Source organism: Tissierella pigra (assembly GCF_009695605.1).
In the GTDB taxonomy this organism is placed as follows: domain Bacteria; phylum Bacillota; class Clostridia; order Tissierellales; family Tissierellaceae; genus Tissierella; species Tissierella pigra.
Genome location: NZ_VUNQ01000003.1, coordinates 72,199 through 99,085 on the forward strand (window position 1 = coordinate 72,199; position 26,887 = coordinate 99,085).

The following is a 26,887-nucleotide window of genomic DNA, read 5'->3' on the forward strand; positions in this document are numbered from 1 at the left end:
TTTAAGTAATTTATTTTAGTCCAAATTCTCAATAAATTTTTTAGTTTCATCTGCTATCTTTTTATATTCAATATCTTGAACATAATGGGAACAATTTAAGTAAACCATCTCTCCATTTGGGACGAATAACTCATCTTCTTTAGATAAATGAATTTTATGATTAATATAGCTAAATCCTATAAATATAATAATTAGCCCAATAATTAGCCCCATGACTTTTAATATTCCTTTCATGATTTCCTCCAATTAGAATTATATGATTAGTTTTTACTATATTTATCATCTATAACAAAATTTGCTTTACAATACTCTTGCAATAGCTCTCGCCATGGAACTATCTGCCCTCATCTTTAATGGGAAAGCTATGACTTCAAAGCTTGGAACACCAAGTAATTTATCGAGATTTCTGAGGTTCTCCATTATACATATGTTACTTTTAAAAAGCAGTTTATGTGTTTCAAAAGGATATTTGTCTGGAGAAGGCATATCTATTCCCAGCATCTTAATATTTTTCTCTATCAATAGCTTACCAAGACTAATATCTACAATTGGATGATTATCATAATAGGAGTTCTTTCCATATTCTTCATCCCAACCTGTATAAAGTAAAACAATGCTATTCTCTTTGATTGATTTCTTATATGCTGGTTTTCCTCTTATAATAGGTTGACTTCTTACATCAATTATACATCCCTTGCCAATAAATGTTTCTAATGGCATTTCACATATGTATTCCTTGCTTTCTGTTAGATGCATAGGTGAATCTATATGTGTACCTGAGTGCATACTAATATCTAGCCTATAGTTGTTATAGAAATCTTCTTGTAAAACTTTTACCTGTTTTAAACTTGTTACACTATCTCCTGGATAAACAGGCATATTATCCTCAATGATATATGATAAATCTATTAATTTTTCCATATGATTTCCTCCCTAATTAGCAAAACCTAGAATTATTAGTATCTTTCTGATAATGATTCTTCAACTCTCCATTGAGGTGGCTCACCATTATCTCCCCAGTATTCTACTATTTCACTGATTAACCCATTATTAATAGTAAAGAAAGAATTGGCATAGAAACTACTTGACTTATCCCCCGCTTCTACCTTTACGGCAGAAACGACTATGTCGTCCTTAGAGAAAATTTTATCTAAAGTTATTATCCAGCGACCTGGATATTTTTTATTAAAATTGATATATTTATCTCTACCTCTAAAAAGTTCTCTAGTATTTGGTAAACATACATCTGCGTTTTCTTCCATTAATTCTCCTATTTCATCAAACATTCCATCACTCATTAGATTCCAAAATTTCTTAACTATATGTTCATTCATGCTATAATTTCCTCCTCAGTCAATTTTAATCTCCATATAATAGCCAATCCTATTCTTCATTTAATATATTGCTTATCCAGTTATAGCAGCTTTCTAGTTCTTCATCTGATATTAAGTCAGATCTATGCTCGAATAAAATCTTGCAAAATTTATTTTCTTTCTTTATAATCTCAAGATATTTTTCAATGTCTCCCCATCCCTCCTCAGGCCTTAAATCTGGAAGTGTTGGATAATGATTATATTCTACATTATCAGTAACCTTAATATTCCATAAGTGGACAACCTCTGCATACTTTGCAAACCTAGAAGCGAATTCAAATGAATTAAAGTTTTTGTCCAATTTGTCTTGTAAATGTAATCTGCCTATGTCTAAGCATATTTTAATTCGGGGATATTTATCCAATAAGGTTTTAAGTAAGTCTGTAGTATAGATATATTTATTTAATGCATCTAACTCTAACACTGGTATAAAATCATTTTCAATACTAATATCAGATAACCATTTAAATAATTCTTCACTCTTAGCTGAAAAGTTCTCATATGAATAGCTATCCTCAAAATAATACTCCGTATCGTTAGCAAAGCGCCAGTTTGTCCAATCCACAGATTTATCTAATAATACTGGTTTTGGATAATGTAATAGAATATATTTTGGTTTAACTTCTTTTAGAAAATTAATTTCATTCTCCATATATTTGTATGAGCTTTCTCTAGTATCATCATCTTTTGATAAAAACTGTGGGTCTCTTAATCTCCATCCCTTAGTTCTCAATGGAAAATGTATTCCGATGTTAAATTCCTCACGATTGGCATTATCAATTAATTTCTTTATATCTTCCTCTTCTAATAAACATGCTTCAACTCCAAAAAAACTAGGCTTAAAATCTCTTGTGTGCTTATTATAATCAAAACGTCCAGACTGTCCTATCATAAATCTCTCCATTTCGCTTCCTCCTTACAAAGTACATACTATACTTATTCTTCAAAATTTGCTAAATTCCTTCTTTTTATATGATCTTTTACAGCATAAAAATAGCCTCTTACTGATCCAAGACTTAAAATTCAGTAAGAGGCTTATAAAATCATTTCCTATTTTCTTTTTCCTTTAACAATTCTATAATATAATTGGATTCTTTACTTACAAAATCATTCATTTCCTTTTCCGTCAGATATATATACTCTCTTTCTGGATTACCATTATATTTAGTATAAAATCCACTAATATACTTTAATTGTCTTTCAATTGCACCATTAGGATAGTAATCTAAATAATCGGGAAAGTATTCTATGTTTTTAAATATCCTATGGAATATACTATTGAGATTTTTCCTAAAATATAGATGATCTAAGTCATACCAATCTTTTTTAATAGTCCATATAAACTTTTTATCAGTTTCTAATTTCTTATACTCCTTATCCGTTTTTTTCTTCTCATCTATCATATTACTCCACTGAATATCCGTTAATAAGTGAACATAGTAGCCTAACAAAAAAGAATATAGTTTATTATCATATATTTTCTTATTTAAATATTTCTCATAAAACTTCTCTGCTTCAATAAAATTTTCTTCACTAATCCAGTGACTAACTGACTTCGGTGGAAAAAACTCGCTCCAATCTTCATTAGGCTCTCCACAGTCTGGTCCTACATTCCCTACAAGAAAATATTCTTCATCTAAGCTACTATCTTGATTAAGTATGACTTCTGCTATTCTAATATGTGCTCCCCATGTTGCCATAATCCTCCCCCTTTAATATAAGTTTTTTGGTGCTAAATATATATTTGCCTTTTAATAATTTCAATTATTTATTTCTATATTTCCTATGTTCTTCCTTAATATCCTCTAGTAAGTTCTTGTCTAAAAAAGTTTTCATTATAAAGGTTGCTAGAATCTTTCCACCTTTTCCTATTGCAGTATGTCCTGTCTCTTTTAACATCTCATCTGCAAATTCTCTTGTATGTAAGGGTATATCTTCCTTAACTAATATCATTAAATTCTTCCTTCAAATCCTTTAATATCAAACCTGCAAGAACAGAAATACTTCCACTGGCGCAATGCCCACAACCATGTCCTATATCCGGTAAAGCATCATATTCTGCTAATATACAGATTTTAGGTCCATCACTAGTCTTTCCCTTAATACTTGCTTTAAAGCTGGTTTCCAACCCTCCATAAGGATATTCCACCTCAAACCCATGTTTACTTAAAATTTCAACTATTTTTCTTGAAGAATTATATTCTTTAGAGCCTAATTCAGGATTTCTCGCTAAGTAATCATTTAATTCTAGTACTTCTGATAAATTCTTATTACTATTTATGGTTTCTAATATTTTTTCATTAACCATTTTACCTCTCCTTTCCTACCTTGCTATCATTAAAAATTCTTTCCCATCTATTTTATATAGGACGTGAGGCTTCAATGGATTTCCATCCCCTACTTTTGGATGTTTAAATTCTCCAACTTTCTTTAGACCTATTTTCTTCATAACATTTTCAGATGGTTTATTTATTTCTGCTGTAAAAGAATAAATAGTGTCTAAATTTAGATTTTTAAAGCCATACTCTAAACAAGCCTTAGCACCTTCTGTGGCATATCCCTTATTCCAATATTTATCATCCAGTCTCCACCCAATTTCAACACATGGTGTAAAATGTGCCTCAAAAGTCGCATTTAAGAGTCCAATAAATCCTATAAACTCCTTAGTATCTTTCAATTCCACTGCCCATAGCCCATATCCATTTTCCTCAAAATGAATTTGTACTCTATTGAGAAAATCATCAGTTTCTTTAGAATCTAAGGTTTTTGGAAAACATCTCATTACTTCCTTACTACCATTCATCTTAGTAAGTAATTCTCTATCTGATTCTTTCCACATCCTAAATCCCAGCCTAGAGGACTGGAATATATACTTGTTTATATTTAAATCTTCCATGATTGATTAACTCCTTTTTCCAGTATTTTAAATGTTTTTAACCCCTTTTTCTATCTCCTCTTTTATTCGGATAACTAGTTCATAAAACTTTTCATACTCCTCAAAATTAGGAAAATGTGCTGATTCTTCAAACCATATCAATTCTTTTTTAGGTGCTATTATCTGATTATAGTATTTTTCAATTAGTACAGATGGAGTATTATAATCGTATCTACCTGCACAGAAGTAAATAGGTACTTCTATTTCTGGAATCCCTCTAATAAAATCTAAATCCTTATTGTAACCCCACATTGTATCAGCAGAAAATTTATTACCTAAAGCAAATTTTATTCCATCTATTACAGTATATTCAGGTGAAAATATGCTTCCTAATATAATATCTTTTAATGTATTTACTTTTCTCTCTACTCCTCCATATTTAGATAACCATTTTCTCTGCGTTGCAGTATCCCTAACAGTATTTTTATAAGGTGGTCTTCCAATTCTTATTAGATCATCTAAAGCTTTTTGGTCCTTATTTCTATTAGCCATTTCTAGAACATAGTCATATGAAATCACTTCACTTTCTATTCCATGGACAACTTGTCCAACACTTATAAAAGCAGCTACTTTTTCTGGATATTTATCTATTACATACAAACCAAGTTCTGTTCCCCAAGAATGTCCTACTAAATATATCTTTTCTTTTTGATACTTTTCACATAAGTAATCAATAAGCTCTTTTGTATCTTCTATAAACCAATCTCTATTCATGGACTCCTTTGGAATATTAGATGAGTAAGACATACCAGAACCTCTTTGGTCCCAATTAACAACGATAAAACTATCTTCTAGCTTTTTTTCATATTTACGAGCAAATGATATTTGAGGATACCCAGGTCCCCCATGTAAAAAGAGTAAAACTGGATTAGAAATATCCTTTCCTCTTATTAAAATCCCTTGCTCTAATCCACCTAATTTAACTTTTTCTATAACTGCTACACTATTTTCCCCTTCTATCTTTGGTGTTCTGTTTGGCAAAAATAGTATGATTAATATAGATATTATTAAAACTACAATTACTGTTTTTCTTAATAGTTTCATAAATTTAACACTCCATTTAAGTTAAGAATATTTTTTGTATCTTCTTACTTTTATTAAGTATGTCTATAAATATCTGACTATATCCTTTAGAGCATCTATTTTTATCGTTCTTCCTTCTTCTTTATCTAATCCTATTCCAAATGCCTTTATCCCTAGTCTCTCTCCAAGCTGAATATCACACAAAGAATCTCCAGCTATAAAAGAATTCTCCATATCTATTTTGGAATATTTCTCTAGTGCCATTTTTATCATTCCATCTTTAGGTTTCATGCAATTACAGTTTTCCTCTTTAGAATGTGGACAGTAGAATATATCCAATATTTCAACTCCATTATCCAATAATATCTTTATAAACTTATCTGTAATCTCTTTATATCGTTCTAAGGTAATAATTTTTTCATTTATTAAATATTGATTTGTTATAATTATAATTTCATATCCCCTTTGTCTTATAGCTTTAAGGGCATCTATTGCTCCATTTATAAAAACAGGTTCAGTTATACTACTCCATAATTTATCCTCATAATCTTCTATAATTGTTCCATCTCTATCTAAAAATCCTACCTTCAAAGCCTCACCCCTAGCTTTCTATATATTGGAATTATGGTCATTAACAGTATATTGATATCTTCTTATCCTTGATTATATTCCTCTTCCAAAATAGCATAAAGTAGTGAATCTCTCCAACGGTCTTTACACCACATATGTTTTCGCAGACATCCCTCTTTTTTCATCCCAATTTTTTGCAATATTTTTTCAGAACCTAGATTATTAGGATCACAAGTTGCATAAATTCTGTGTAACTTAAACTCATTAAACCCAATATATAATAATTTCTTTGCAATTTCTGTTCCATAACCTTTTCGCCAATATAGTTTGTTGATAGCATATCCAATCCATCCTTCTCTATCTTCCTTGTCTGAAATATGAAGTCCACAAGCCCCTATTAATTTATTGCTATTTTTCTTTATTACAGCTAATTCGAAATCTACTCTATCTTTTTGATGTTGATATTCTATACATCTCTTCACAAATTCTTCTGTTTGTTTCAATGTATTCGGACTCCATGGTTCATATTCTGATACATCTGGATCTGATCCGTATTCATGGACTTCCTGAATATCTATTTCTATGAATTCTCTCAATATTAATCTATCAGTTTCTACTTTTTCAAAGCTTGACATCCACATCCTCCTCTAACACTTTGTTTTTTATTACTTTAATCTATTAATATCAGTTTTATAATGAAATATTTAGAGCAATATATTTACAATAATACTTATTCTATAAAAAATATTAAATTCCTTCTTTTTTATGGTGTAAATCAATATATTTATAATATTAAATTTTTATACACATTATAACATTAGATTAACTCCAAGCTTATAATCCATCTAGTATAACAATCATTAAGATTTATAATAAGTTATCCTTCGTAAATTTACGAAGGATAACTTATTATAAAAATAGTTTTATATTATTTTAGTTATATCATAACATATGTTAAATATAAGAATACTGCTATATAAATCTTCCTATTCTATTCACCGGTATGGAAATTTCATTTTTTAATTCTCCATACTTGCTTTCTTCCATAGATACAATTACACAAGTTGATGGACCACCAGATTTATAAATATCTATTGATAGGTTATCTTCTAAAAAGTATTTAATATTATTAGTTTTAGACATCTGATTTAGTTCATACAATATTCCCTTTGAACCAACAGGAAGTATTTCCCTTATATATCTTTTTTTCTTTAACTCTAATAATTTTGAAGTACTCATTATAGTATTGCTATCATTTAGCACTTCATTACCCACTTTAGGTAAACCTACTACAGTAGCAATCAATCCAGGTTCTGTATAAGGCTTTCTCCACTCTTTCTTATTTATAATTCCTATTATAGTTATGCCTATTCCTGTAACAGTTACTGGAAAGTTTTCTTCTGTACTTCCTGTTATTAAGTTTATATTATGAAAATCCAAGGGTTCTAAAGCCTCTTTAATACCTTTTATTATTCTTTTACCTGTATCGTTCATTTCTACAGATAAAGTATTTATTACAGTAATAGGTTTAGCACCAAAGGAAAGTATCTCCATAAGAGCAACTTGTGTTGTAAAATAACCTATAACCTCAGGAGTAGTCTTAACTACATCATTTTTCTTATTTCCTATTCCTCCAGCTGAATCGCATGATATAATTAACAATTGTTCTTCATTTATATCTATCAATGTTAAATCTCTATATTTGCTTATATTCATTTAATCACCCTGTTAAATCATATTATTTTTGAAAAAAACTTCTAATAAAGCATTAGAGTAGATTTTCTTGAGACTCATTAAGGTCAAGTTCTTGATATGAAATATTAAAATAGAACTTTCCTATTCGTTATAAAAAACATAAAAACTGAGGACTCCAAATTCTCTATGACATGTTAAATGCCTATAAAAAAGTCCTCATGTGGGGAAATTATATCAATAAAATATCTAAAATACAACTGCTATTTATTTTCTCTTAATAAAAACTTTTATTATAAATTCATTTTCTTCCAATATATAAGTAATGCTCACCAGTTCCCATAAGACTTTCATCTTGACTTAGTTGATAGCCAATTTCCAGCCATTTTCTATATTCACTTTCTTCTAGCATATTAACTTCTTTTTCCTTTGTGCCTAAAATATTCTCAACATTAGCAAATACTATTTCAGTTAGTCCAAAACTATTCATCAATTCCTTTGCTTCTTTATAATATGTAAAATAAGCTGTGGTAAATCCTTTATCTCCTTGATTTTCACCATCTTTTAAGTACCCAAGTAACTCATCTACAGATTCTATTGGGTATACTGCTTTAAGATAATCTTGAATAGGTGCATAATTAGATATAAAGGATGCAACTATAATTCCATTTGGTTTCAATAATCTTAAAGCACCCTCAATAGCAGCTCTCCTATCTGATTCTTTAGTTAAATGATATAGAGGCCCCATTAGCAAAATAACATCATATAAATCATTATATTTATCCAATTCCAGTGCATTCCCATGTATATAATCCTCTAGTGAAATTCCTCTTTCCGCTGATTTTTCTTTTGCAACTTCAATATTACGCTTTGATAAATCAAGTAATGATACTCTATGCCCTTTTTCTGCCAAATATATAGAATATCTTCCAGGACCTCCTCCAATATCAAATATCTTCAAATTCTCTCCTATTATATTTTCATCCATATATCTTCTAGTAATATCAAATTCAATTTTATGTCGATCTAATCTGTCCCATTCATCATATTTTTCATCGTACCATAATTCAATTTCCTTCATGCCTTTTCCCCCTTAGATATTATAGTTGTAATATTTAAATAACTTTATAATTCTTTTAAAGCTCCTTACCTAAATAATAATCATCGTATGACTTTAAGCTAAAGTCCAGCATTCGTGCCTCAAATTTATAGTCTTGCATTATCCAAAAACAAATAGCAGATTTATTTGTTACACTGGTTTTTACATAGATTTTTCTTATACCATTTTCTCTGGAATACTGTTCTAAATATTGAACCAACTTACTTCCAAGACCTGCTCTCTTACTATCCTTATCAATTCCTAACCATACAAACTCTGCAATACCATTTCCCCCTTCAAAGGGATTAAATTTTATGACTCCAAAACCTTTTACTACATTTAAAATCTCAATTACATATACGTGATATGAACTATTCGTAAAAAAATCATCTACAACTAATTTTGATATCTCATCAGGATTTTCATCACTTATCATCACCTTCCCATCTTCATCTATGATAGATATTACTTGATCACCAATTGATCTACCTACTGAATTTTTTTACTTAGCATATCTTCTAGACTTATTTGTGTAATTCGTGGAGATGCCTCAGTCAAACCATATCCCTGGATTAAATTTATACCGGTAAAATAGTTCATAAACTTGTATATGGTCTCGTAATTAACAAATTTTCCAGAAAAATGAATCATATTTATTAAGTTGATATTGATTTTTATTCTACTTTCTAATATATTAATTAGAATAGATGGTGTAGCGAATAAAATTGATATATATTCATCGTTAATAATACTTGAAATATATTGTGGAATAGGCAAATAATTGGATAAAAAGAAGCTACATTGATTATAGATACCTACAAAAATTTCTCCTACAAGAGTAGAAATATTCGTCGTATTCTTAATAATTGATATTTTGTCATGACCATTTAAGTTCAAAAAATTTGATATATTCAGTATAGATGTCTTAATGTTTGAATTTGTAAGCATTACTCCTTTAGGTTTTTTGTGGTTCCAGATGTTAATAGAGTAATTGCCACGTCTTCCATATCTTCACTTTCATCAGATACATGTGTATTAGTATTCTCAATGATATATAGGAATAGCTATGGCTCCGATAATGTTAAGCGCCAATATTGATGTAATAAATTCAATTGAATTATCGAAAATCATAGCTACCTTTTTTCTTCTTATAATACCAGATTTTAAAAAACAGAAGATAATTGAAATATTTCATCATAGATTTGTGTATAGTTTAAATTTCTTTTATTATCCTTTATGATAGAATTATGACTTTTGCATGACAATTGAATAAGTAAATCAGAATATAATAACATATGTAAGTTCATCTCCTATTTTACATTTTCAGTAAAATACTCATGAAAATACTTTCCACACTTTTCTAATTCTCCTAGCACCCTTTTAATTCCATATTCAGATTTAAGCCAGTTTTCAGACGTGATACCTTGAGTATCGCTAGGTACAACATAAAAAACAGTTTCAGGAAACCATCGTGCATAGGTCATAAAAGCTCTTCGAGCATGAAAAGCTTGACAACATAATATTGCTTTACATACCTTTATTTTTCTATCGTCTAAAATACTCTTAGAAAACTCAGCATTTTCACTAGTATTAGTTGATTGGTTTTCACATAATATAGCACTTTCTGGTACACCGTTTTTTCTTAATACACTAGAACAAAAATCAAAATCAGTTTCAAATTGTCCGGAATATAGTTCGTTTGTAATTTTCTCATAAGGAAAGCGTCCTAACTTAGAAGTATATTTACCTGAAGGAATTATATACTTCGCATAACCATTACTATATAATTCTGAAGCTTTCTTTGAAACTTCCCACTTAGATGACCCTGGTATTAAAATTACATCACTTATCTCGGGGTCATCATTTAAGAAAATAAAATCTGTTATATCTTTAATCATTTTTGAATTCATACACTATTCTCCTCAAAATCTAGTATTATTTTCTTTCTTAATATTATAATATAGATTAACAAGCAATCAGTATTAACTACGAATATTCTTCATTTAAACATAATATTTTTTTATTGAATCAAAGCACAACTTTCTTAATTCTATTTTAGTAATTTTAGAATTACTGGATTATAGTTTATACAGTATTATCCCAACTTCAGAAATTAATATATAAAAACATATATTTTAAAAAAATAAATTATTTATATTTTAAAAATAATTCCTTCTTTAACAAAAACTATTATGATTTTACTAAAGAGAATAAGTATTATCATAAAATTTCAGTTATATACATGAGCAACTTTTTGAATATAATCAATTATATACTTGAATTTCGTTGTTCTAGATATGGAATCTGTGATTATAATGTATTTCGTTCATTGCTTAATCATATGTGATAAATCACATATATCAGCACATGTAGGTGCATTATAGCTAGATAATGATTTTAAAATATTTGATGCTATCCAGCATCTTTTATTTTTTTCAATACATTTTTCAAGTGTTAAGTCTTGTGCACATAAAAGATTTTCAAGACCAATATTCGTCGCTAGGCATCCTCTTGCTAACATTATTTCATCACTCACATCAATAATATCATCTACATTCTGCACAGCTGAATAACATTCTATTTTAGACATTATTGTCGGATTATAAATTTGGCATTGAATTGATTTCCTGAAATCGATAACATCTTCTTTATTTTCTATATATGATAAAACTATACTTGCTGGTTTAAATTTATGAATTATTTTAAAACATTTATCTTTAATATCTTCAGATGTAGGTTTAATAAATCTATATTTTGATGCTATAGCCATACCTGACTTTAAAGATACCAGCATTGTTAGTAGCACATTCCATATAATTATCAAAAACCTTTATAACGTTTAAATTTATTTCTGAGTCACCAATTCGAATCTCATCTCCAGGTTTAAATAGTGAGGGATCAAAATCAACAGTAACTGTCTTGTTATTTATGATCTTGCTACTAACATTACTAATATATACAGTATCATTATTCATTACCTGGATTTCATTCTCAGTAAGTATTCTTTTTTATCTTTAGGCAAAGCTAAATCTAACATTATCTGTAGGTCTTTTTTAGTTCAGTTCTTAAATTCATATTTTAAATAATTTATGGCATCAATGTGTTCATTTAAGTATGCTTTTGATACACAACAACGCACCATTTCAGATGAAGAATTAATTAAACTATCCAATTTTATGTCGATCCAATCTGTCCCATTCATCATATTTTTCATCGTACCATAATTCAATTTCCTTCATGCCTTTTCCCCCTTAGATATTATAGTTGTAATATTTAAATAACTTTATAATTCTTTTAAAGCTCCTTACCTAAATAATAATCATCGTATGACTTTAAGCTAAAGTCCAGCATTCGTGCCTCAAATTTATAGTCTTGCATTATCCAAAAACAAATAGCAGATTTATTTGTTACACTGGTTTTTACATAGATTTTTCTTATGCCATTTTCTCTGGAAAACTGTTCTAAATATTGAACCAACTTACTTCCAAGACCTGCTCTCTTACTATCCTTATCAATTCCTAACCATACAAACTCTGCAATACCATTCCCCCCTTCAAAGGGATTAAATTTTATGACTCCAAAACCTTTTATTACATTTAAAATCTCAATTACATATACGTGATATGAACTATTCGTAAAAAAATCATCTACAACTAATTTTGATATCTCATTAGGATTTTCATCACCTATCATCACTTTTATTAGTTCTTCGATGTCAATTCTATCACTGATATTTCCAGGTCTTATGGTTTCCATAGCTAATTCTCTATGAAATTTCTCTACTTTCTCAAACAAATATGGCTGAATCAAAGGATAGGTTAAACTTTCGGGAATTGTATTAAATAATCTAATTTCACCTATTTCAGAGTTTGGTAATTCATCAAGACTTTCCACATCAGAATAAAATAATTGTCCAAAAGATTTAGTTTCATCTCTAGTTACTGAATATACACATACTGGGATAATTCTAAATTCTTTTGCTCCTGTTTCCTCCATTAATTCTCTTGAAGCAGTAAGATAAATATCTTCACCTTTTTCCCTATGTCCCCCTGGAATTTCCCAAGTCAATCTCTCTTTATGCCTTACAAATATCCATTTCCCTTCGTGCTTTGCCATAATAACTGCAAATTTCAATTTGTCATCTTCTATTGTATTCAAATCATGAAAATTCACCGTTAGCATACTACATCCCCTCACTTATTTAAGTTTATCATATTGTTAATTATTATTTGATTCCATAAATACTGCCTCACCTGTTACTTTAAGACCACATTTTTCATATAGTTTCTGTGCTGGAATATTATCCGTATAAAGTCTAACTTTAGTTGCTCCAGTTTCTTTTTGAATTTCATATGCTTTTTCCATAAGCCTAATAGCAATTCCCTTTCTTCTAAACTTAGGGGCTGTCCATAATTCTTCAACGAAAATTATACCTCTATTCCATTTACCTACTTTAGGTATATATATTAACATTATCCATCCGACAAAACGCCCTTCATAAAGTGCACCAAAAATATAAAATCCTTGATGTTCAAGCTGTGAAAATGCCTCCTCAAAATTTACATCTTTATTCCTATTCTTTTCTTCCTCAGTTCTTTCAGCTTCCTTTGTCCTCCAATATACCGTATCATCAAACATATGATAATTACTTTTAGTGATTGGTTCAATAACTATATCTAAATTTTCCATTATTTTATCATCTCCAAAATTTTACTAACTACATTTTTTACACTCATATTTGTTGTATCTATTTTAAATGTATCCATATCTTCATAAGATTTTAATCTGCTAATGCTATTTTTGATTTGTTCTTCTGTTCTTCCATCTTCTAGCATTCTTTCTTTAAGGACTTTAGGAGAAGATATTAATGATATTTTATAAAGCTGGAATTCTATATCATCTAATTTACTTAATATTGTTTCAAATATCTTTTCGTTGCCTATTACCCAATTAAAAATAATATATTTATAGGAGGAATTATTCAGGTAGCTTCTTAATAAAAAGCTAATATTATCCTCAACCATACTCTTATTCTCTTCATTCACCACAAAAGGGTTCATCATCCAACACCAATCACCATCTAACCATACTGAGTCTGATATTGACTTATAAAGTTCCTTGCAAACAGTAGTTTTTCCAGCTCCTGGTACTCCATTAATAATAACTAGTTTTTTCATAATACACTTCCTTCATCTCATTTTCTTCAATATATTTTTTATTGATGGTATATTATGATGAACTAATCTATACTTATTTAGCCATTTTTCTAGTAAAAAACAAATACAAGATTCCAGCTATTGAAATCAATAAAAATATATAAGTAAAAATATAGGGTGATAATTGACTTGTTATATAAACTGCTGTTGGACCATCTACACCTCCTATAATTCCTATTGAACTCACTGTACCTAGCTCACCATTTAATTTATATGCTAAATACTTAGGTAGTATCAAATTAAAACCTAGACTAATAATGGTTATTACAATGGATATTATAGTAATTATAGTCACTATTTTTTGAAATCCTTGTTTTCTCAATTTTTGTCCTCCTCTATCATTATTTTTGTGGTATTTCACATAATCTATATCATAATTATTTATACTATAATTCACTTTTCTCATCTACTTTAATTTTAAGTAAAATCACAGTTGTATCTTCATTTATCATTTGATTTATAGAATCTAAATTTTGATAATCATAAGTTCTTAAAGATTCTTCTGCTTGCCGATATACTCCTAAAATTAATTCTTGTCCAAATTCTAAACCAATCTTTCCACTTCCTATTGCACAATCCCACATATTTATTCCAGATTCTACAAATAGATCACTTTCAATACTATGGGGTCCTACTTTACCATATGGTGAATAAAGAAAAAGCAACTTTTCTTTATTATTAGAATCTATGATACCAAATCCTATAGGACCTTCTTCAACTTGTTTTGGGCTTAATCCATATGAAAGCTCCATAAGATGGAAAGGTTCTATAGGTTTCCCATTACTATATGCCTCAATCCATATACTAACCCAAGAGTTATCTGCATTAAGTAGTTTAAAATTAAAATCCAACAGGAAACCAAGATTTAACTCTTTAAATGTATTTTCATATTTTGAATTATCATTAGCAGAAATATAAGCAACCTTATTATGATTGTTTACACTATTGCATCCTATACTAATAAATATTATAACAGCTAAAATTAGCATTAAAACTATACCATATCTCTTTACCATAAAAGTACCTCCATTACAAAAAATGTTTCCATATATTTCAGCCTAATTGTGGCAATTTCTCTAGCCTTTTCTGTAAACAGTCTATCTGGAATTTTTTAAGCTTTAATTCATATTCTATACATTTCTACATACAAAAATTAGTTCCCTGCCATTTTCAATATTGCTTTTATCATACCAGCCATACTCTTCCACTATGGCAAACCCAGCGTCTTTTAAGTATTTAACAATCTGATTGTAGTAATAATATTTTAATTTTAAATGTTCTTCTAATCTTTTCATATTTCCATTAGTATCTATGATTTCAAAGGCATAATGAGGATAAATAATTTGATTTGATGTATCGATTTTATCACCCCAATGTTTCTTTACTATTTTATGACCTCTGCTGTCATCATTAACTTCCCATTGTACTACTTCATCATAACACCAAGTTTCATCTAATTCTTTATAAGGTCTAAATACATTTAATATGAAAAAACCTTTATCTGATAAATGTTCTCTAATACAATTTAAACAGTTTACTATATCTCCATCTTCAGTTAATGCTTGAAATGCCCTGAATGGAGCAATGATTAACTCAAATTTGTTCCTTAAATCAAACTTAGCCATATTCCCTTTTACTAAAGTAATATTATCTTTATAAGTACTATTTTTTAGTTTTTCACTAAAGATTTCAAGCATAGTATCTGATAAATCCAATCCAGTTATCTTAAATCCAGCTTCTGCTAATCTTAAGGCTACTCTTCCAGTTCCACAGCCTAATTCTAGTACCTTTCCTCTTAATTTTGACGCATATTCTTTATAAAAATCTATATCATCAGTTAGATTATCTCTATTATCATAATCATATAACCAAGCTGTATTTTCATAAATATTTCCTAACTCCATAGCTTATCTCCTTATTAATAAAATAATATTTTTTATTTATTTCTATTTCCCTCAATATTAAACCTTACAATATTTTGAATTAAATCCACATCTAACTCTCTGCCATTAGGTATTTGAATAGTACCATTGGAAGTCTTATAGCCTTGAAGTTTATCTCCAAAATTTTGAACTGCTTCTGCACCGCAATATAGACCAATATGTTTTTTATGTGATGCAAAATGGATTACATTTCCTTTAAAATAAAAGGTAGGCATACCCCAACTAATTTTCTCAGTTAATTCTAATGACGCCTCTAAAATAATCTGTCTAAGTTCCCTAAGCTTAGGTTGAATTCCTTCGAGGCATATCTCAATATATTCATCAATAGTTTTTATTTTTATATCATTTTCTATTTATAGCTCTCCCTTATATGATTTATTCATTAGTTTGTCCACGGTTCCTTTTAGCACTTTTATTCCCTCTAAATAATATTCATAATTAACTTCTTTAGCCCATGCACAAATTTCTAACCCAATATGCAAATTATAAAAATCCTTCTTTAAATTCAACTTATTAAGATTACATCATATACATCTATAACAGGATTACTTCTGATTCTTAAGGGTATTCTTACAGTTCCTAAGCCTCTACTTATGGAAAAATATTGATCATTACTGATTTTCTTATAGCCAATATGAAAGCCATCATATGAAGTTTTAAAAATTGGTATATTTATTTGTCCCCCATGTGTATGACCTACTAGAATATGATTATAGCTTATTTCCTTGGACTCTATTGTATTGATTATATTTGGTGAATGAGCTAATACTATTTTATAATCACTGCTTATTTTCTCAGTTTCAATATCATATTTTTCATTTCCATATATGGAATTATCAAATCCATATATAGATACTTTTGTCTCTCCTATATATAATATTGAATTTTCATTAATCAGTAGTTTTAGATTATCATATTTGCTAACTTCATTAACCAATTTATCCAATTCTATATTTCTTTTCATAAAATATTTTTTTTGCTCTTCTCTTTCATAATTCCCTAATACCATAAATACAGGATATTTTATATTTCCTAATTCTTTTATTACCTTAGATAAGTTTTTTTGAGTATTTGAATAATCTCCTGTAACCACTATAAAATTAGGATTAGTAGAATTTATAATGCTACTAATCCTGCCGTTAATAAAACTTACTTTATTGTGAATATCGGATATATGAACAAATCTAAAATTTGAAGGTATCTTCTGCTTTATCTCCATATGTTCCACCTTAACTAAGTGAGTGGTTAAAATAATTATGGATATTGCAGCTATAATTATAATTCCCATTATATAGTAGAAAATATTTATCACCTCATTAAGTATATATAATTTTTTATTCCATTATTCAGTGAATAATGGAACAATCATGTCTGCGTTGTCCATATATCTACGACTTAGTAAATGCAATATCTGCTAAACTAATGATACATCCTAATATAGTTCCTCCAACTATATCACCTGCATTTGATAATGTGAAAATTATAGAACTTAATAAGAATATGGGCAATAATACTATCCATCTATAAATATATTTTTCTTTCCATTTTCTTGGTATCTTTTCAAATAGTAAAAATAACTGTGGCTTTACTTTTCTTAAATAAGTAAATATTCTACCAAAGACAATAGTAGAAACTGCTATTGTAATAATTAGTTTCATAAATAAATTCAGCTCCTTTAAATATCTAATTCCTTATATTCATCTGCATTTATATTTAAATTAGGTGAATTTCTATAAGCCTTACTTAAAAGGAAAGGAATATAAATTACAGAGAAAATCACTAATTGAAATAAAATAGATTCCCAAGAAATTACCATATTAGTTCCTGATATATCATAAAGAACATGACCTAAATTATTGTTTAAAAAGTGAATAATCGATAAGGTCCATATATTTTCAGTTTTCATATATACATAGCCAAAGAAAACAGAATAACTTATACAAGCTACCAATTGACTTAAAACAGAGTAAAATGGTGTCTCTGGACTATAGTAAAACATATTTATAGGAAGATGCCAAATTCCCCATATTAATCCTAACAGAAGTACTCCTTTACGTTTACCTATACGTTCTTGAAGAGCAGGCTGTAGAAAATATCTCCATCCATATTCTTCCCCAAAGAATATAGGGTAACTAGCAAAAAATGAAAGGGGTAAAGTCAATAATCTAATCCAAGTTCTTGAGTTTTTAAATGGTGCAACGAATTCACCAAATTCTCCTCCAATCAATGAAGCTATCAACAAACATGATAAGTATAATAAAATAAATAAAGCAATATGATAAGCTGATTCTTTCAAATTCTTTTGAAACTTTAATCCAAATCTGTCAATCTTCTCCTTTTCATCTGAACTATATGCAGCAAACAAAACAATACTGCTAATCAATACAGCAAAATTTACTCCTCCATCTGGTGCTTGATGAAAGATAAATAATTTAATCAAAAGATAGGAAATTAAAACAATAACTAAAAGTATATATGTACTAAAGAAGTTCTTAGGTATTTCTTTACGCAATTCTTTATTTAAAGATAAAGCTATTACTGCACCTAATGCTGGATAATACATTTGTATCAATGGAAAAGCACCAACAGAATATAAAGGATATGCCATAGACATTGCAAATCCCATTAAAATCGTCAAACCAAAGGTTACAGCAAAGAATACAATAAGATCTTTATTTGAAATACTATACTTTTTCAATTTATCACACCTTTCTAATATACTTATATAGTTTTGGTTGCTCTAGAGATATTCTAGTTAAATTGTTATTTCAGAAATCTATTTACTAGTGATTATAACTCTTCTATCTTCATACTCTCCTTTAACTTTACTTCATATCTACAAGTTTTCCTGCTGCCATCTTTATACATGGGATGCCAATCAGGTACATCTACTATTTCTAATAAATTAGCTCCACAATATTCACAGGTTTTTCTTGAAGCTGTATTATCTGGATCACATGTAATAATAACAGTATCAAGCCCATGTCGTCTTGCTAGTTTAAAAAGTAATAAACAGGCTTTACCTGCATAGTGGTTGCCCCTATATGGTTCATGAATTGTGTAGCCAATATTTCCTCCAAATCTAGTGTTTATGTTATGCCCTACTCGCAAATCACATTCTCCAACTTCTATTCCATCTGAACAACGACATATTCTAAAAATATAAGCTGGAACATATCTCTTATCAGCATTAGCATCTACAGTTCTATTTAATTGTAAAAATATTTCTTGATCCATTAAATCTCCTGTATCCTGAAACATAGTTTCCACCTCACTAAATTCAAATTATAGTTTTAAAATCTTTAGTAATTCATGAATATTATCTATATCAATATTTTGTCTCCTATTTAGAAGTCTATACTTAATCTAATCATATCTATACATAGAATACCATTTTCAATAATTTCTTATAAAAAAGTCTTTATCTACAACTACAACTTATTACACTATAGTAAAATTTTCTGTCGATGGTAAACCATTCCAAATATACCCGTCAGATCTATAGTACAATCTCTCTACAGAGCCATCTGTTTTTGTATAGTCTATAACAAAAACTTGCCCCGTTTCTATCAACATCGGATAATCATCATAGAGCATTTTTCTTATGCTTAAAATAATTGTAGTCATTTTCCAACACAAAACTCTCCATATACATAGTCTTTGAATCCCGCTAAATCTTTTTTCCCAAAATATGAGGCGTCATAATTCTTTTCATTTACTATAATTACATCTACTCTTAGGAGTCCAATATCTTTCATAATCTAGGTTAAGTCTTCAAAATAGATGTTGCCCTCAATATAAGTAAATTTTACTTAATGATTGATAATGCTAGGAATTCTTTTTAATATCTATTTAACCTTATTACTTTACTTACACAAATTAAACCTCTATTATTTTTTCCATATTAATTTGTCCACGATTTAATTTTCTTTTATATCCTAAGCCTTCATATAGTTTAATTGCATATTTGTTTTCTGCATCACATGCTAAAAAACTTCTTACTGCACCATTTTCTTTTCCCCAATTAATTCCATGTACTGCTAAATTAAGTCCCACTTTTTGAGAATGATAATTAGGATTTACAGCAATTTCCCTTAACCATAAAACTATACCTTTTTCGCTTTCAAAACCATATAAATTGACACAACATATACCTATAATTTTCTTATTCATCTCAGCTATAAATATACATGAATTTTCGGATTCATTCCATTCCCTTATCCATTGAGGGCTCTCTCCTCTAAATCCTCGGGAATAACCTTTACATGATTTTGTAATTTCTGAGGCTTCTTTATATTCATTTTCATTTATTCTTCTAATTACCAATGAATTTGGTTGTTCTACACCTATTGTATTTAAATCGTTATTCCAAAAATCTACCCATTCACTGACAATTATAAATCCCCTATTTTCCATTTCTGAAACATAATCCTCTGGAATAAATTCTATATATATTTTCTTAATGCTTTTATCCAGTGAAATTATAGCTATAGCTTCTTCTAGTCCATGAAAAAATTCTTCCTTTGAGCTTGTACCCCAATCTATTGTTGCTTTTCCTTCTGACTTAGAATAAAGGAATAAACCATGATTATTATTAACACATACTTGTGAATCAGATATATCACTTATATCTGCATATTCCAAAGAAGTATATTGAAAATCTTTTACCCGTTGAAGTATATCTTTCATTTTTATAACATTCCTTCCTTTGTTAATTTGCTAAAAATCTTTATCAGTAATCCTTATGGCTTCTTCTTCGTTATAAAACTCATATTCAAACTTACCATTTGTCTTCCAATCGTTTAATAATTTTTCTTTTAAGTTATCTTCTTCTAATTTAAAAACTATAACTTCATCTATACTTCTTAATTTTCTATTTCCATAGGTGCTATGAACCCTTTCAGACTCATAGTATTCTTCTCCTACAATTTCCTTTAGTTCCTCTGGAAAATATATCCTTATCCTAAATCTCTTATTACCTTTACCATAATCCTTTAATTCCAATTTAATATCAACTTTTGCATTATTGTCTGCAATTCCTAAACTAGTTCTTGCATCTAACAATTCTACACTATATAAGCCGTCATCTGCTAAAAAGTGATATGTAGTTCTTGTTATATCTAACCCTTTTCTCATTATAGGCATTATAATTACTAGTATTGCTATAAATATTATACTGGTATTTCTATATTTTAATTTTTCCACCTTAGATAAAATATTTGTGGCTACAACGATTAATGTTAAGGGTACCAATCCTGCAAGATAAATTGTAGTATTTCCTTTTTTTATTGGTCTTATTATATATTCAATTGTAGAATAAGACTTATGTGGAAGTTTATAATTTAGTAGTACTGCTATAAATATAATTCCTAGACCTTTAAGTACTCTTTTATTATCATTACTAATATTCATTAATTTTCCTCCTTCCATATACTTATTCGATAAAGCATAATCAAATTCCTTCTTTTCCAGAACATTTTGCAATAAAAATAGCCTTTTACTAGATTACACCTTGTATTCTAGTAAAAGGCTAAAGAAATATATCTATTTAATTTTTATTGCTGAAATTTCTTGTCCCATTTGATGTAATACTAGATTAGTAACATTTCCTCCATCATCTTTTACAAATGTAATCTTTGCATCTACTATTTTATAAAAGAAATCATCTTCTGTACATGGAAATATTTCAAATTTCTCTTGACCTGTAAGTTGAGCAAATATCCTATTTCCTTCTCTTGTGATAGTACAAATAACTTCAGGGGCTAGCTCATATTCTCCTATATATTTATCATATAAATCTGCATCTTTTATTTCAATTTCTGTTAAGGCTTCTGGTAGTTCATGAACACCACCTAAAGCTATAGAAGTCAATGTATTTACTAGGGTAGTTGTATCATAGTAACCAACATTGGATAATACAATAATAGTCAAATCTAAATCTACAACTCTTGATATACTAGAGGTAAATCCTAATGTATTACCTCCATGTAAAATTATCTTTCCTACTTCAGAGTCAATAATCATCCATCCATAGCCATAGCTTCCTACTCCTTCCATATCTATGTGTTCTTTGAATATTTGATTCATAGTATCTTTATTTACTAATTTTTCTGTCTTTAAGGCTTCACTCCATCTATATAAGTCTTCAGTAGTTGAATACATATTTCCAGCACCATATGCTCCACGTAACAGTACCTCATCATCTATAGGTACTACTTCCAAATATCCAGAATATGCCGTTGCATCATGTAATCCATTGTTTTTACCATAGGATATACCTGTATTATTCATATTAATAGGATTAAATATATTTTCTTGTAAATAATCCTCATAGGACATATTAGATAACTGTTCTACCAACATACCAAGTATTAAGTAATTCGTATTGTTATAGCTGAATTTCTCACCAGGCTTAAATATTAATGGCTTATCTTTTACTAAATTCAATATATCCATAGGAGTTTGATTATTTGAACTTAAGGTATAAAACTCCATTAATTCAGTAAAATTTACTAGTCCTGATGAATGAGTTAATAGATTATGGATAGTTATTAAATCTCCATTTGGAAAGTCTGGCAAATATTTTGAAAGACTATCATTTACATCTATTAAACCTTTCTCACTTAATTGCATAATTGCCATTGCTGTAAATTGTTTTGTAACTGAACCAATAGCAAATTTAGTTTGTGTTTTATTAAGAGTATTTTGGTCAAAATTAGCAAATCCATAACCTTCATTAAGAAGTATACTACCTTCTTTAGCAATTAAAATACTTCCATGAAAATTTTCGTTTTTTTCTAGTGCTTTCATATATTCATTTAGTTTAGCAGTCATTTCCGTATCATTGGATACTTTAAAAAATTCTTCTTGATTATTTGTAAATTGATTTATATTTAATACTTGGTGTTTATCATCCAATCCTAATATTAGATTTAATGTATTGCTGAATAACTCTATAGGTACAAAGGTTTTACCGTCCTTGATAATGCTCTTTGTATCCATATTAATATTTTTATCATTTTTTATAACACTAGATTCTCCAATTTTCAAATGAATAGTATTATATTCATTTGAAATCGTAACTCTTTTCTCTACATTGTCCCATGTAACTATGTAACCTAGTTCCTCGGCTCGTTGACGTAGTGGAACCATCACTTTACCTTCTTCATTTACATAGGCATCATTAGATATTTCTTTACCATTTACAAAAATATTAATATCTCCAGAAGCAGCAAATGTAGTAACTGTCATACCAAATATTAATGTAATAGTTAATATGAACGATAATAATCTTTTCCACATATTAAATCCCTCCATTTCAATAACTTTTAGATTTATTTGAATACAAAATCATCTCAGTATAGATTATCAGAGAATACCAATATTTTCAATGTCACGTTTAATATTAATTATTATATTTAAATTTTCATATCCTTTTTATTATATAAAATAAATGTTCCAGATATGGATAGAATAATAATTATAAATCCTAAAACAACATATTTAGAATTCCAGCCTTCTTTAGCCAAATCCATAGGTAAGGCATAATCAAAGGGTGATAAATACTTTAATGGTTCTAAACCATCTCTTAGTTTACCAACTACCCCTATTATATAAGTTATAAAAAATACTCCAATTGATATGGCTGTAGAATTAATAGTAGGACTTAATATTGTGGACAAAAGTAATCCTATAGATAAAAATATAAATCCAACAAATGACATACCTATAAATATATTTACAATATCCTTGACCATAGCAAATAACTCAATGCCTTCTGGTTTAAATATAATGGAAACAAATATGGCTATAGCTCCTATTATAAATAGATATATAAATAATAGTAAAACCCTGCTAAATATTTTACAAATTACTATTTGATTTCTATTTACAGGTTGAGCATATAAAAATTCAATAGTTCCCTCTGCTTCTTCTTCTAAAAGTGATGTTACTCCCAATATAGAAGCATAAATTGCCATAGCCATTCCTACATATTGTATAACATATGCCATATATTGGATTATATCAGTAAAATCAACCATCTTATCAATACCAAATGCCTCCATCATTCCTTCAGGAAATGCACTTAATTTAGTTTCTACTAATTCTTGTATTCCACTATCTTTCATACTGGGATAAAAGGACATAAATAAGACAATTATCATACCACATACTAGTGACCATACTATACAAGATTTCATCAATCTTCTTATTTCAAATCGAAATATGTTCATCCTATTTTTCCTCCTTATCCTCATAATATTTAATAAAATTGTCCTCTAGATTTTCTTTTCTAATTGATAGGTTTTTTATATTATAAGATGCTATGGATTTAATAAAGTTGTCAATATCTCCTTTATAAATAAATTTATATTGGTTATCATCAATGGAAAGAGTTTTATGTGAAATCCTATCTATAAAATCTTTAGGAATATCTCCTTCCAATTCAATTATTCTTCCAAAATCAATTACTGTAGATTTTAGCTCCAGAGTATCTATTATTCTTCCTTCTTTAATAATGGCTACTCTATCACAGAGATTTTCAACTTCTATTAAATTATGTGAAGACAAAAAAACTGTTTTTCCTTCATTCTTCATTTTTATTAGAATATCAAAAAGTCTTTTTTGCATCAGTGGGTCAAGTCCATTGGTAGGTTCATCTAAAATTAACAACTGGGGATTGCCAATAAGAGATTGAAGTATGGCGACTTTCTTCTTATTTCCAAGACTTAGTTCATTCATACGTTTGTTTACATCTATTTCTAAATCATATATTAAAGAGTCTATTTCTTTAGAGCTATAATCTTTTCTAAATCCCTTAGTATAATTTATAATATCCTTTACATAAACTTTACTATAATATTTAACTTCACTGGGAACATATCCTACTAATTCCTTTATAGAACTACTTTCCCTTGAAATATCTTTATTAAAAATCTTGCCACTACCTGAGGTCGGATAAATAAAATTGAGAAGTGTTCTGATTAAAGTGGATTTTCCTGCTCCATTTGGCCCTATAAATCCAAATATTTCCCCTTCATTGACATTAATATTTATATCTATTATGCCTCTATTTTTTCCATAGTTTTTGGATAAATTATCTGTTTCAATAATATTCATATATTCACCTCTCATCTTGCCAAGGAAGCTCTTCTAAAATATTATTAGCCTTTTCAAATGATGATTTTTCTACTAATATATCTGTTCCATACAAAGGTAAACCGCCTATTATTCGCATATGTTGTCCAATTCCTGGCTCCCTTATTATATATGGAATATTATTTTCCTCCAGTAAACTTTTAATTAAATCCAATTCATAATTATTGTTTGTACTTCGCAAAAGAACTATTTCTAAATCATCTTTATTCTTAGTCATGGAATTCACCTATCCTTTCTATATTTATTATATATCCCTCTATATGTTGAAACTAACATAATTAATCCTACTGTGCAAAGTATTATTAGAAATATCCCACCTATATTTGTCCCAAATATTAAAGAAATTAGTCCTGATAAAGCCATTAAAATACCATAACTTATCCACATAATTCCATTTGCCCTATTATAGGCTTTTATATCTGAAATCTCTTCTACTTTCACTGTTGTTCCTGACCAAAAGTGCATCGGTGTCTTTCTCTTTATTGCATATATTCCAATTATCATAAATATCAATCCACAATATGATGTGATTATTAAAAAAGGTATAGATTCATCCATTGTTACACCTCCCAGTATCTCCATTATGTGGTAGTGCAACTATTTAAATATTCAAGATTATATATATGTTTCTTTAGCACATCTTCTTCTTTGAAATTCATATTCTCATTTGCTTTTAACTTTACAATATAATCTATATTGCTTCTTATTATTTTATTGTCCATAATATCTCCATGGCTTTGTACAATTATATTAGCCCCTATAGAATTATATTTGTCCAATGTATCTTTATATTTATCTAAATTGTTCCAGCACATATATGAAGGAATGGGATTATCCACATTGTCTCCGACAAAAAGTACATTATCAATTAAATCATAACAGGAAGCTGAATCCTCTGAGTGACCAGGACTATAGAAAAATTCAACTCCTTCATCATTGAATGTAATCTTACTTTCAAATGTAATATTAGGTAAAACTATATCTATATCTTCTTTTGCAAATTCAGTAGCATGTGATGCCAATTCCTCTATTCCATAATCAGCAATAAAATCTCTACATATCTTATGAGATACTATTATAGAATTTCTAAATTCACTATTGCCCCAAATATGATCCCAATGACTATGTGAATTAAATATTATATAATCCTTTTTACCATAATTAGTCTCAAGATATTCTTTTACTTCTCTCATATAATAAGGTCCTAAGTATGTATCACAAACGATAAAATTCTTTCTGCCATTAATTACATATACATTAGTTACACAATCAAAAGATTTTTCTAGCTCCATAAAAGTAAATAAAATTCCCCTATTTCCTACTCTGCTAATTTTCATACTAACCTCCATTTTTTTGAAATCGCTTAATTCTTCCCCTACTCTATATACTACACATCTACATATACCAATCTATAATCCAATTGCAGATTTTTCTCCCATGTAATTACCTGCATTAGGAAATCCCCTTTTAATAATATCTTGAAATAGTTCAGAAAAACCATAGTTAGTCAAATCATCTATATCAATAAACCTTACATCATGAATAGGGTTTTTATCATACTCATTTGTAGGAAGTTTGATTTCTCCATAAACTCTTTCAAGCATAAAAGTAATATGTAGTAATGGAGGTGTTGAGTCAGCTTTTTCACAAATATATAACAATTTAATTATTTTTACATTTAATCCTGTTTCTTCATATAATTCTCTAACTATACCTTCTTCAATTGTTTCTCCTTGCTCAAGTCTTCCTCCTGGCAAAGACCATGACCTAGTAGATGATACTTTTTGATTAACCAATAATATCTTTCCATCTTCTATTAACACGCCTGTAACTCTTATCTGAAATAAATTATTATCCATTACATAAACCTCCATGAA

The 26,887-nt window shown here is 28.6% G+C and carries 40 protein-coding genes; all 40 read right to left on the reverse strand.

Going from position 1 to position 26,887, the window contains the following annotated elements; all coding sequences use genetic code 11:
• Positions 1-15: 15 nt before the first annotated feature.
• The 40 genes from FYJ83_RS02435 to FYJ83_RS02625 all read right to left on the reverse strand — a co-directional run bounded on the left by FYJ83_RS02435 (position 16) and on the right by FYJ83_RS02625 (position 26,869).
• Entirely contained in the window at positions 16-234 is a 219-nt protein-coding gene (locus FYJ83_RS02435) for a hypothetical protein (RefSeq protein ID WP_154438749.1), read from the reverse strand.
• A gap of 66 nt (positions 235-300) precedes the next feature.
• Positions 301-921, reverse strand: a complete 621-nt coding sequence (locus FYJ83_RS02440; protein WP_154438750.1) for a cyclase family protein — start codon at positions 919-921, stop codon at positions 301-303.
• 35 nt (positions 922-956) lie between these two features.
• The gene (locus FYJ83_RS02445) at positions 957-1,334 is read right to left on the reverse strand and encodes a nuclear transport factor 2 family protein (protein ID WP_154438751.1); all 378 of its coding nucleotides are present in this window, start codon (positions 1,332-1,334) and stop codon (positions 957-959) included.
• A 49-nt stretch (positions 1,335-1,383) separates the two neighbouring features.
• The gene (locus tag FYJ83_RS02450) at positions 1,384-2,277 is read right to left on the reverse strand and encodes a sugar phosphate isomerase/epimerase (protein WP_154438752.1); all 894 of its coding nucleotides are present in this window, start codon (positions 2,275-2,277) and stop codon (positions 1,384-1,386) included.
• A gap of 139 nt (positions 2,278-2,416) precedes the next feature.
• Positions 2,417-3,073 carry a zinc dependent phospholipase C family protein gene (locus FYJ83_RS02455; RefSeq protein ID WP_154438753.1) on the reverse strand — a complete coding sequence of 219 codons (657 nt, stop codon included), beginning with the start codon at positions 3,071-3,073 and terminating at the stop codon, positions 2,417-2,419.
• Positions 3,074-3,137: 64 nt separating this feature from the next.
• The gene (locus FYJ83_RS02460; RefSeq protein ID WP_154438754.1) at positions 3,138-3,326 is read right to left on the reverse strand and encodes a hypothetical protein; all 189 of its coding nucleotides are present in this window, start codon (positions 3,324-3,326) and stop codon (positions 3,138-3,140) included.
• On the reverse strand, positions 3,313-3,681 hold the full coding sequence (locus tag FYJ83_RS02465; RefSeq protein WP_154438755.1) for a zinc-binding metallopeptidase family protein: 369 nt from the start codon (positions 3,679-3,681) through the stop codon (positions 3,313-3,315). The genes FYJ83_RS02460 and FYJ83_RS02465 overlap by 14 nt, the downstream gene beginning before the upstream one ends.
• Before the next feature lie 15 nt (positions 3,682-3,696).
• Complete coding sequence (locus tag FYJ83_RS02470; protein ID WP_154438756.1) at positions 3,697-4,269, reverse strand: GNAT family N-acetyltransferase; 573 nt, start codon at positions 4,267-4,269, stop codon at positions 3,697-3,699.
• 27 nt (positions 4,270-4,296) lie between these two features.
• Positions 4,297-5,352: an alpha/beta fold hydrolase gene (locus FYJ83_RS02475; RefSeq protein ID WP_154438757.1), complete on the reverse strand. Its 1,056-nt coding sequence runs from the start codon at positions 5,350-5,352 to the stop codon at positions 4,297-4,299.
• 63 nt (positions 5,353-5,415) lie between these two features.
• Complete coding sequence (locus FYJ83_RS02480) at positions 5,416-5,922, reverse strand: D-glycero-alpha-D-manno-heptose-1,7-bisphosphate 7-phosphatase (RefSeq protein ID WP_154438758.1); 507 nt, start codon at positions 5,920-5,922, stop codon at positions 5,416-5,418.
• 62 nt (positions 5,923-5,984) lie between these two features.
• Positions 5,985-6,536 (reverse strand): GNAT family N-acetyltransferase, encoded by a 552-nt coding sequence (locus FYJ83_RS02485; protein WP_195837895.1) that lies wholly within the window; start codon positions 6,534-6,536, stop codon positions 5,985-5,987.
• A 337-nt stretch (positions 6,537-6,873) separates the two neighbouring features.
• Positions 6,874-7,617, reverse strand: coding sequence for an AIR synthase related protein (locus FYJ83_RS02490; protein WP_154438760.1), 744 nt, complete (start codon positions 7,615-7,617; stop codon positions 6,874-6,876).
• A gap of 277 nt (positions 7,618-7,894) precedes the next feature.
• Complete coding sequence (locus FYJ83_RS02495) at positions 7,895-8,674, reverse strand: class I SAM-dependent methyltransferase (protein WP_154438761.1); 780 nt, start codon at positions 8,672-8,674, stop codon at positions 7,895-7,897.
• Between the two features lie 55 nt (positions 8,675-8,729).
• Positions 8,730-9,128 (reverse strand): GNAT family N-acetyltransferase, encoded by a 399-nt coding sequence (locus tag FYJ83_RS02500; RefSeq protein ID WP_154438762.1) that lies wholly within the window; start codon positions 9,126-9,128, stop codon positions 8,730-8,732.
• Between the two features lie 53 nt (positions 9,129-9,181).
• A complete protein-coding gene (locus FYJ83_RS02505; RefSeq protein WP_326828285.1) occupies positions 9,182-9,676 on the reverse strand; it encodes an AMP-binding protein in 495 nt (164 codons plus the stop codon).
• A gap of 326 nt (positions 9,677-10,002) precedes the next feature.
• Entirely contained in the window at positions 10,003-10,602 is a 600-nt protein-coding gene (locus tag FYJ83_RS02510) for a YdcF family protein (protein ID WP_154438764.1), read from the reverse strand.
• A 416-nt stretch (positions 10,603-11,018) separates the two neighbouring features.
• Positions 11,019-11,462, reverse strand: coding sequence for a pyruvate kinase (locus FYJ83_RS02515; protein ID WP_195837896.1), 444 nt, complete (start codon positions 11,460-11,462; stop codon positions 11,019-11,021).
• A gap of 524 nt (positions 11,463-11,986) precedes the next feature.
• Positions 11,987-12,874: a GNAT family N-acetyltransferase gene (locus FYJ83_RS19860; RefSeq protein WP_229768466.1), complete on the reverse strand. Its 888-nt coding sequence runs from the start codon at positions 12,872-12,874 to the stop codon at positions 11,987-11,989.
• 36 nt (positions 12,875-12,910) lie between these two features.
• Complete coding sequence (locus tag FYJ83_RS02530; RefSeq protein WP_154438766.1) at positions 12,911-13,381, reverse strand: GNAT family N-acetyltransferase; 471 nt, start codon at positions 13,379-13,381, stop codon at positions 12,911-12,913.
• Positions 13,381-13,869, reverse strand: a complete 489-nt coding sequence (locus tag FYJ83_RS02535) for an AAA family ATPase (protein WP_154438767.1) — start codon at positions 13,867-13,869, stop codon at positions 13,381-13,383. The genes FYJ83_RS02530 and FYJ83_RS02535 overlap by 1 nt, the downstream gene beginning before the upstream one ends.
• A 73-nt stretch (positions 13,870-13,942) precedes the next feature.
• Positions 13,943-14,230, reverse strand: coding sequence for a hypothetical protein (locus FYJ83_RS02540; protein WP_154438768.1), 288 nt, complete (start codon positions 14,228-14,230; stop codon positions 13,943-13,945).
• Between the two features lie 64 nt (positions 14,231-14,294).
• Positions 14,295-14,924: a hypothetical protein gene (locus FYJ83_RS02545; RefSeq protein WP_154438769.1), complete on the reverse strand. Its 630-nt coding sequence runs from the start codon at positions 14,922-14,924 to the stop codon at positions 14,295-14,297.
• A 114-nt stretch (positions 14,925-15,038) separates the two neighbouring features.
• A complete protein-coding gene (locus FYJ83_RS02550) occupies positions 15,039-15,812 on the reverse strand; it encodes a class I SAM-dependent DNA methyltransferase (RefSeq protein ID WP_154438770.1) in 774 nt (257 codons plus the stop codon).
• A gap of 32 nt (positions 15,813-15,844) precedes the next feature.
• On the reverse strand, positions 15,845-16,204 hold the full coding sequence (locus FYJ83_RS02555) for an iron chaperone (protein ID WP_326828286.1): 360 nt from the start codon (positions 16,202-16,204) through the stop codon (positions 15,845-15,847).
• Entirely contained in the window at positions 16,205-16,360 is a 156-nt protein-coding gene (locus FYJ83_RS19615) for a hypothetical protein (protein WP_195837897.1), read from the reverse strand. It lies immediately after the preceding gene.
• Positions 16,357-17,139 carry a metallophosphoesterase gene (locus FYJ83_RS02560; protein WP_195837898.1) on the reverse strand — a complete coding sequence of 261 codons (783 nt, stop codon included), beginning with the start codon at positions 17,137-17,139 and terminating at the stop codon, positions 16,357-16,359. The genes FYJ83_RS19615 and FYJ83_RS02560 overlap by 4 nt, the downstream gene beginning before the upstream one ends.
• 100 nt (positions 17,140-17,239) lie before the next feature.
• Positions 17,240-17,509, reverse strand: a complete 270-nt coding sequence (locus tag FYJ83_RS02565) for a hypothetical protein (RefSeq protein WP_154438772.1) — start codon at positions 17,507-17,509, stop codon at positions 17,240-17,242.
• Positions 17,510-17,526: 17 nt separating this feature from the next.
• Positions 17,527-18,549, reverse strand: coding sequence for a CPBP family intramembrane glutamic endopeptidase (locus FYJ83_RS02570; protein ID WP_154438773.1), 1,023 nt, complete (start codon positions 18,547-18,549; stop codon positions 17,527-17,529).
• Between the two features lie 92 nt (positions 18,550-18,641).
• Positions 18,642-19,112, reverse strand: a complete 471-nt coding sequence (locus tag FYJ83_RS02575) for a GNAT family N-acetyltransferase (RefSeq protein ID WP_154438774.1) — start codon at positions 19,110-19,112, stop codon at positions 18,642-18,644.
• A 180-nt stretch (positions 19,113-19,292) separates the two neighbouring features.
• Entirely contained in the window at positions 19,293-19,478 is a 186-nt protein-coding gene (locus FYJ83_RS02580) for a hypothetical protein (RefSeq protein WP_154438775.1), read from the reverse strand.
• Positions 19,475-19,609 (reverse strand): hypothetical protein, encoded by a 135-nt coding sequence (locus tag FYJ83_RS20165; RefSeq protein ID WP_268233500.1) that lies wholly within the window; start codon positions 19,607-19,609, stop codon positions 19,475-19,477. The genes FYJ83_RS02580 and FYJ83_RS20165 overlap by 4 nt, the downstream gene beginning before the upstream one ends.
• 121 nt (positions 19,610-19,730) lie before the next feature.
• Positions 19,731-20,540: a GNAT family N-acetyltransferase gene (locus FYJ83_RS02585; RefSeq protein WP_154438776.1), complete on the reverse strand. Its 810-nt coding sequence runs from the start codon at positions 20,538-20,540 to the stop codon at positions 19,731-19,733.
• 30 nt (positions 20,541-20,570) lie between these two features.
• Positions 20,571-21,263 (reverse strand): hypothetical protein, encoded by a 693-nt coding sequence (locus FYJ83_RS02590; protein WP_154438777.1) that lies wholly within the window; start codon positions 21,261-21,263, stop codon positions 20,571-20,573.
• A 132-nt stretch (positions 21,264-21,395) separates the two neighbouring features.
• Entirely contained in the window at positions 21,396-23,153 is a 1,758-nt protein-coding gene (locus FYJ83_RS02595; RefSeq protein ID WP_195837899.1) for a serine hydrolase, read from the reverse strand.
• A gap of 116 nt (positions 23,154-23,269) precedes the next feature.
• A complete protein-coding gene (locus FYJ83_RS02600) occupies positions 23,270-24,085 on the reverse strand; it encodes an ABC transporter permease subunit (protein ID WP_195837900.1) in 816 nt (271 codons plus the stop codon).
• Position 24,086: 1 nt separating this feature from the next.
• Positions 24,087-24,971 carry an ABC transporter ATP-binding protein gene (locus FYJ83_RS02605; protein WP_154438780.1) on the reverse strand — a complete coding sequence of 295 codons (885 nt, stop codon included), beginning with the start codon at positions 24,969-24,971 and terminating at the stop codon, positions 24,087-24,089.
• Between the two features lie 4 nt (positions 24,972-24,975).
• Positions 24,976-25,227: a putative signal transducing protein gene (locus FYJ83_RS02610; RefSeq protein ID WP_154438781.1), complete on the reverse strand. Its 252-nt coding sequence runs from the start codon at positions 25,225-25,227 to the stop codon at positions 24,976-24,978.
• 5 nt (positions 25,228-25,232) lie between these two features.
• A complete protein-coding gene (locus FYJ83_RS02615) occupies positions 25,233-25,568 on the reverse strand; it encodes a hypothetical protein (protein WP_154438782.1) in 336 nt (111 codons plus the stop codon).
• A 23-nt stretch (positions 25,569-25,591) separates the two neighbouring features.
• Complete coding sequence (locus FYJ83_RS02620; protein WP_154438783.1) at positions 25,592-26,347, reverse strand: MBL fold metallo-hydrolase; 756 nt, start codon at positions 26,345-26,347, stop codon at positions 25,592-25,594.
• A 72-nt stretch (positions 26,348-26,419) separates the two neighbouring features.
• Positions 26,420-26,869, reverse strand: coding sequence for an NUDIX domain-containing protein (locus FYJ83_RS02625; protein WP_154438784.1), 450 nt, complete (start codon positions 26,867-26,869; stop codon positions 26,420-26,422).
• Positions 26,870-26,887 lie beyond the last annotated feature (18 nt).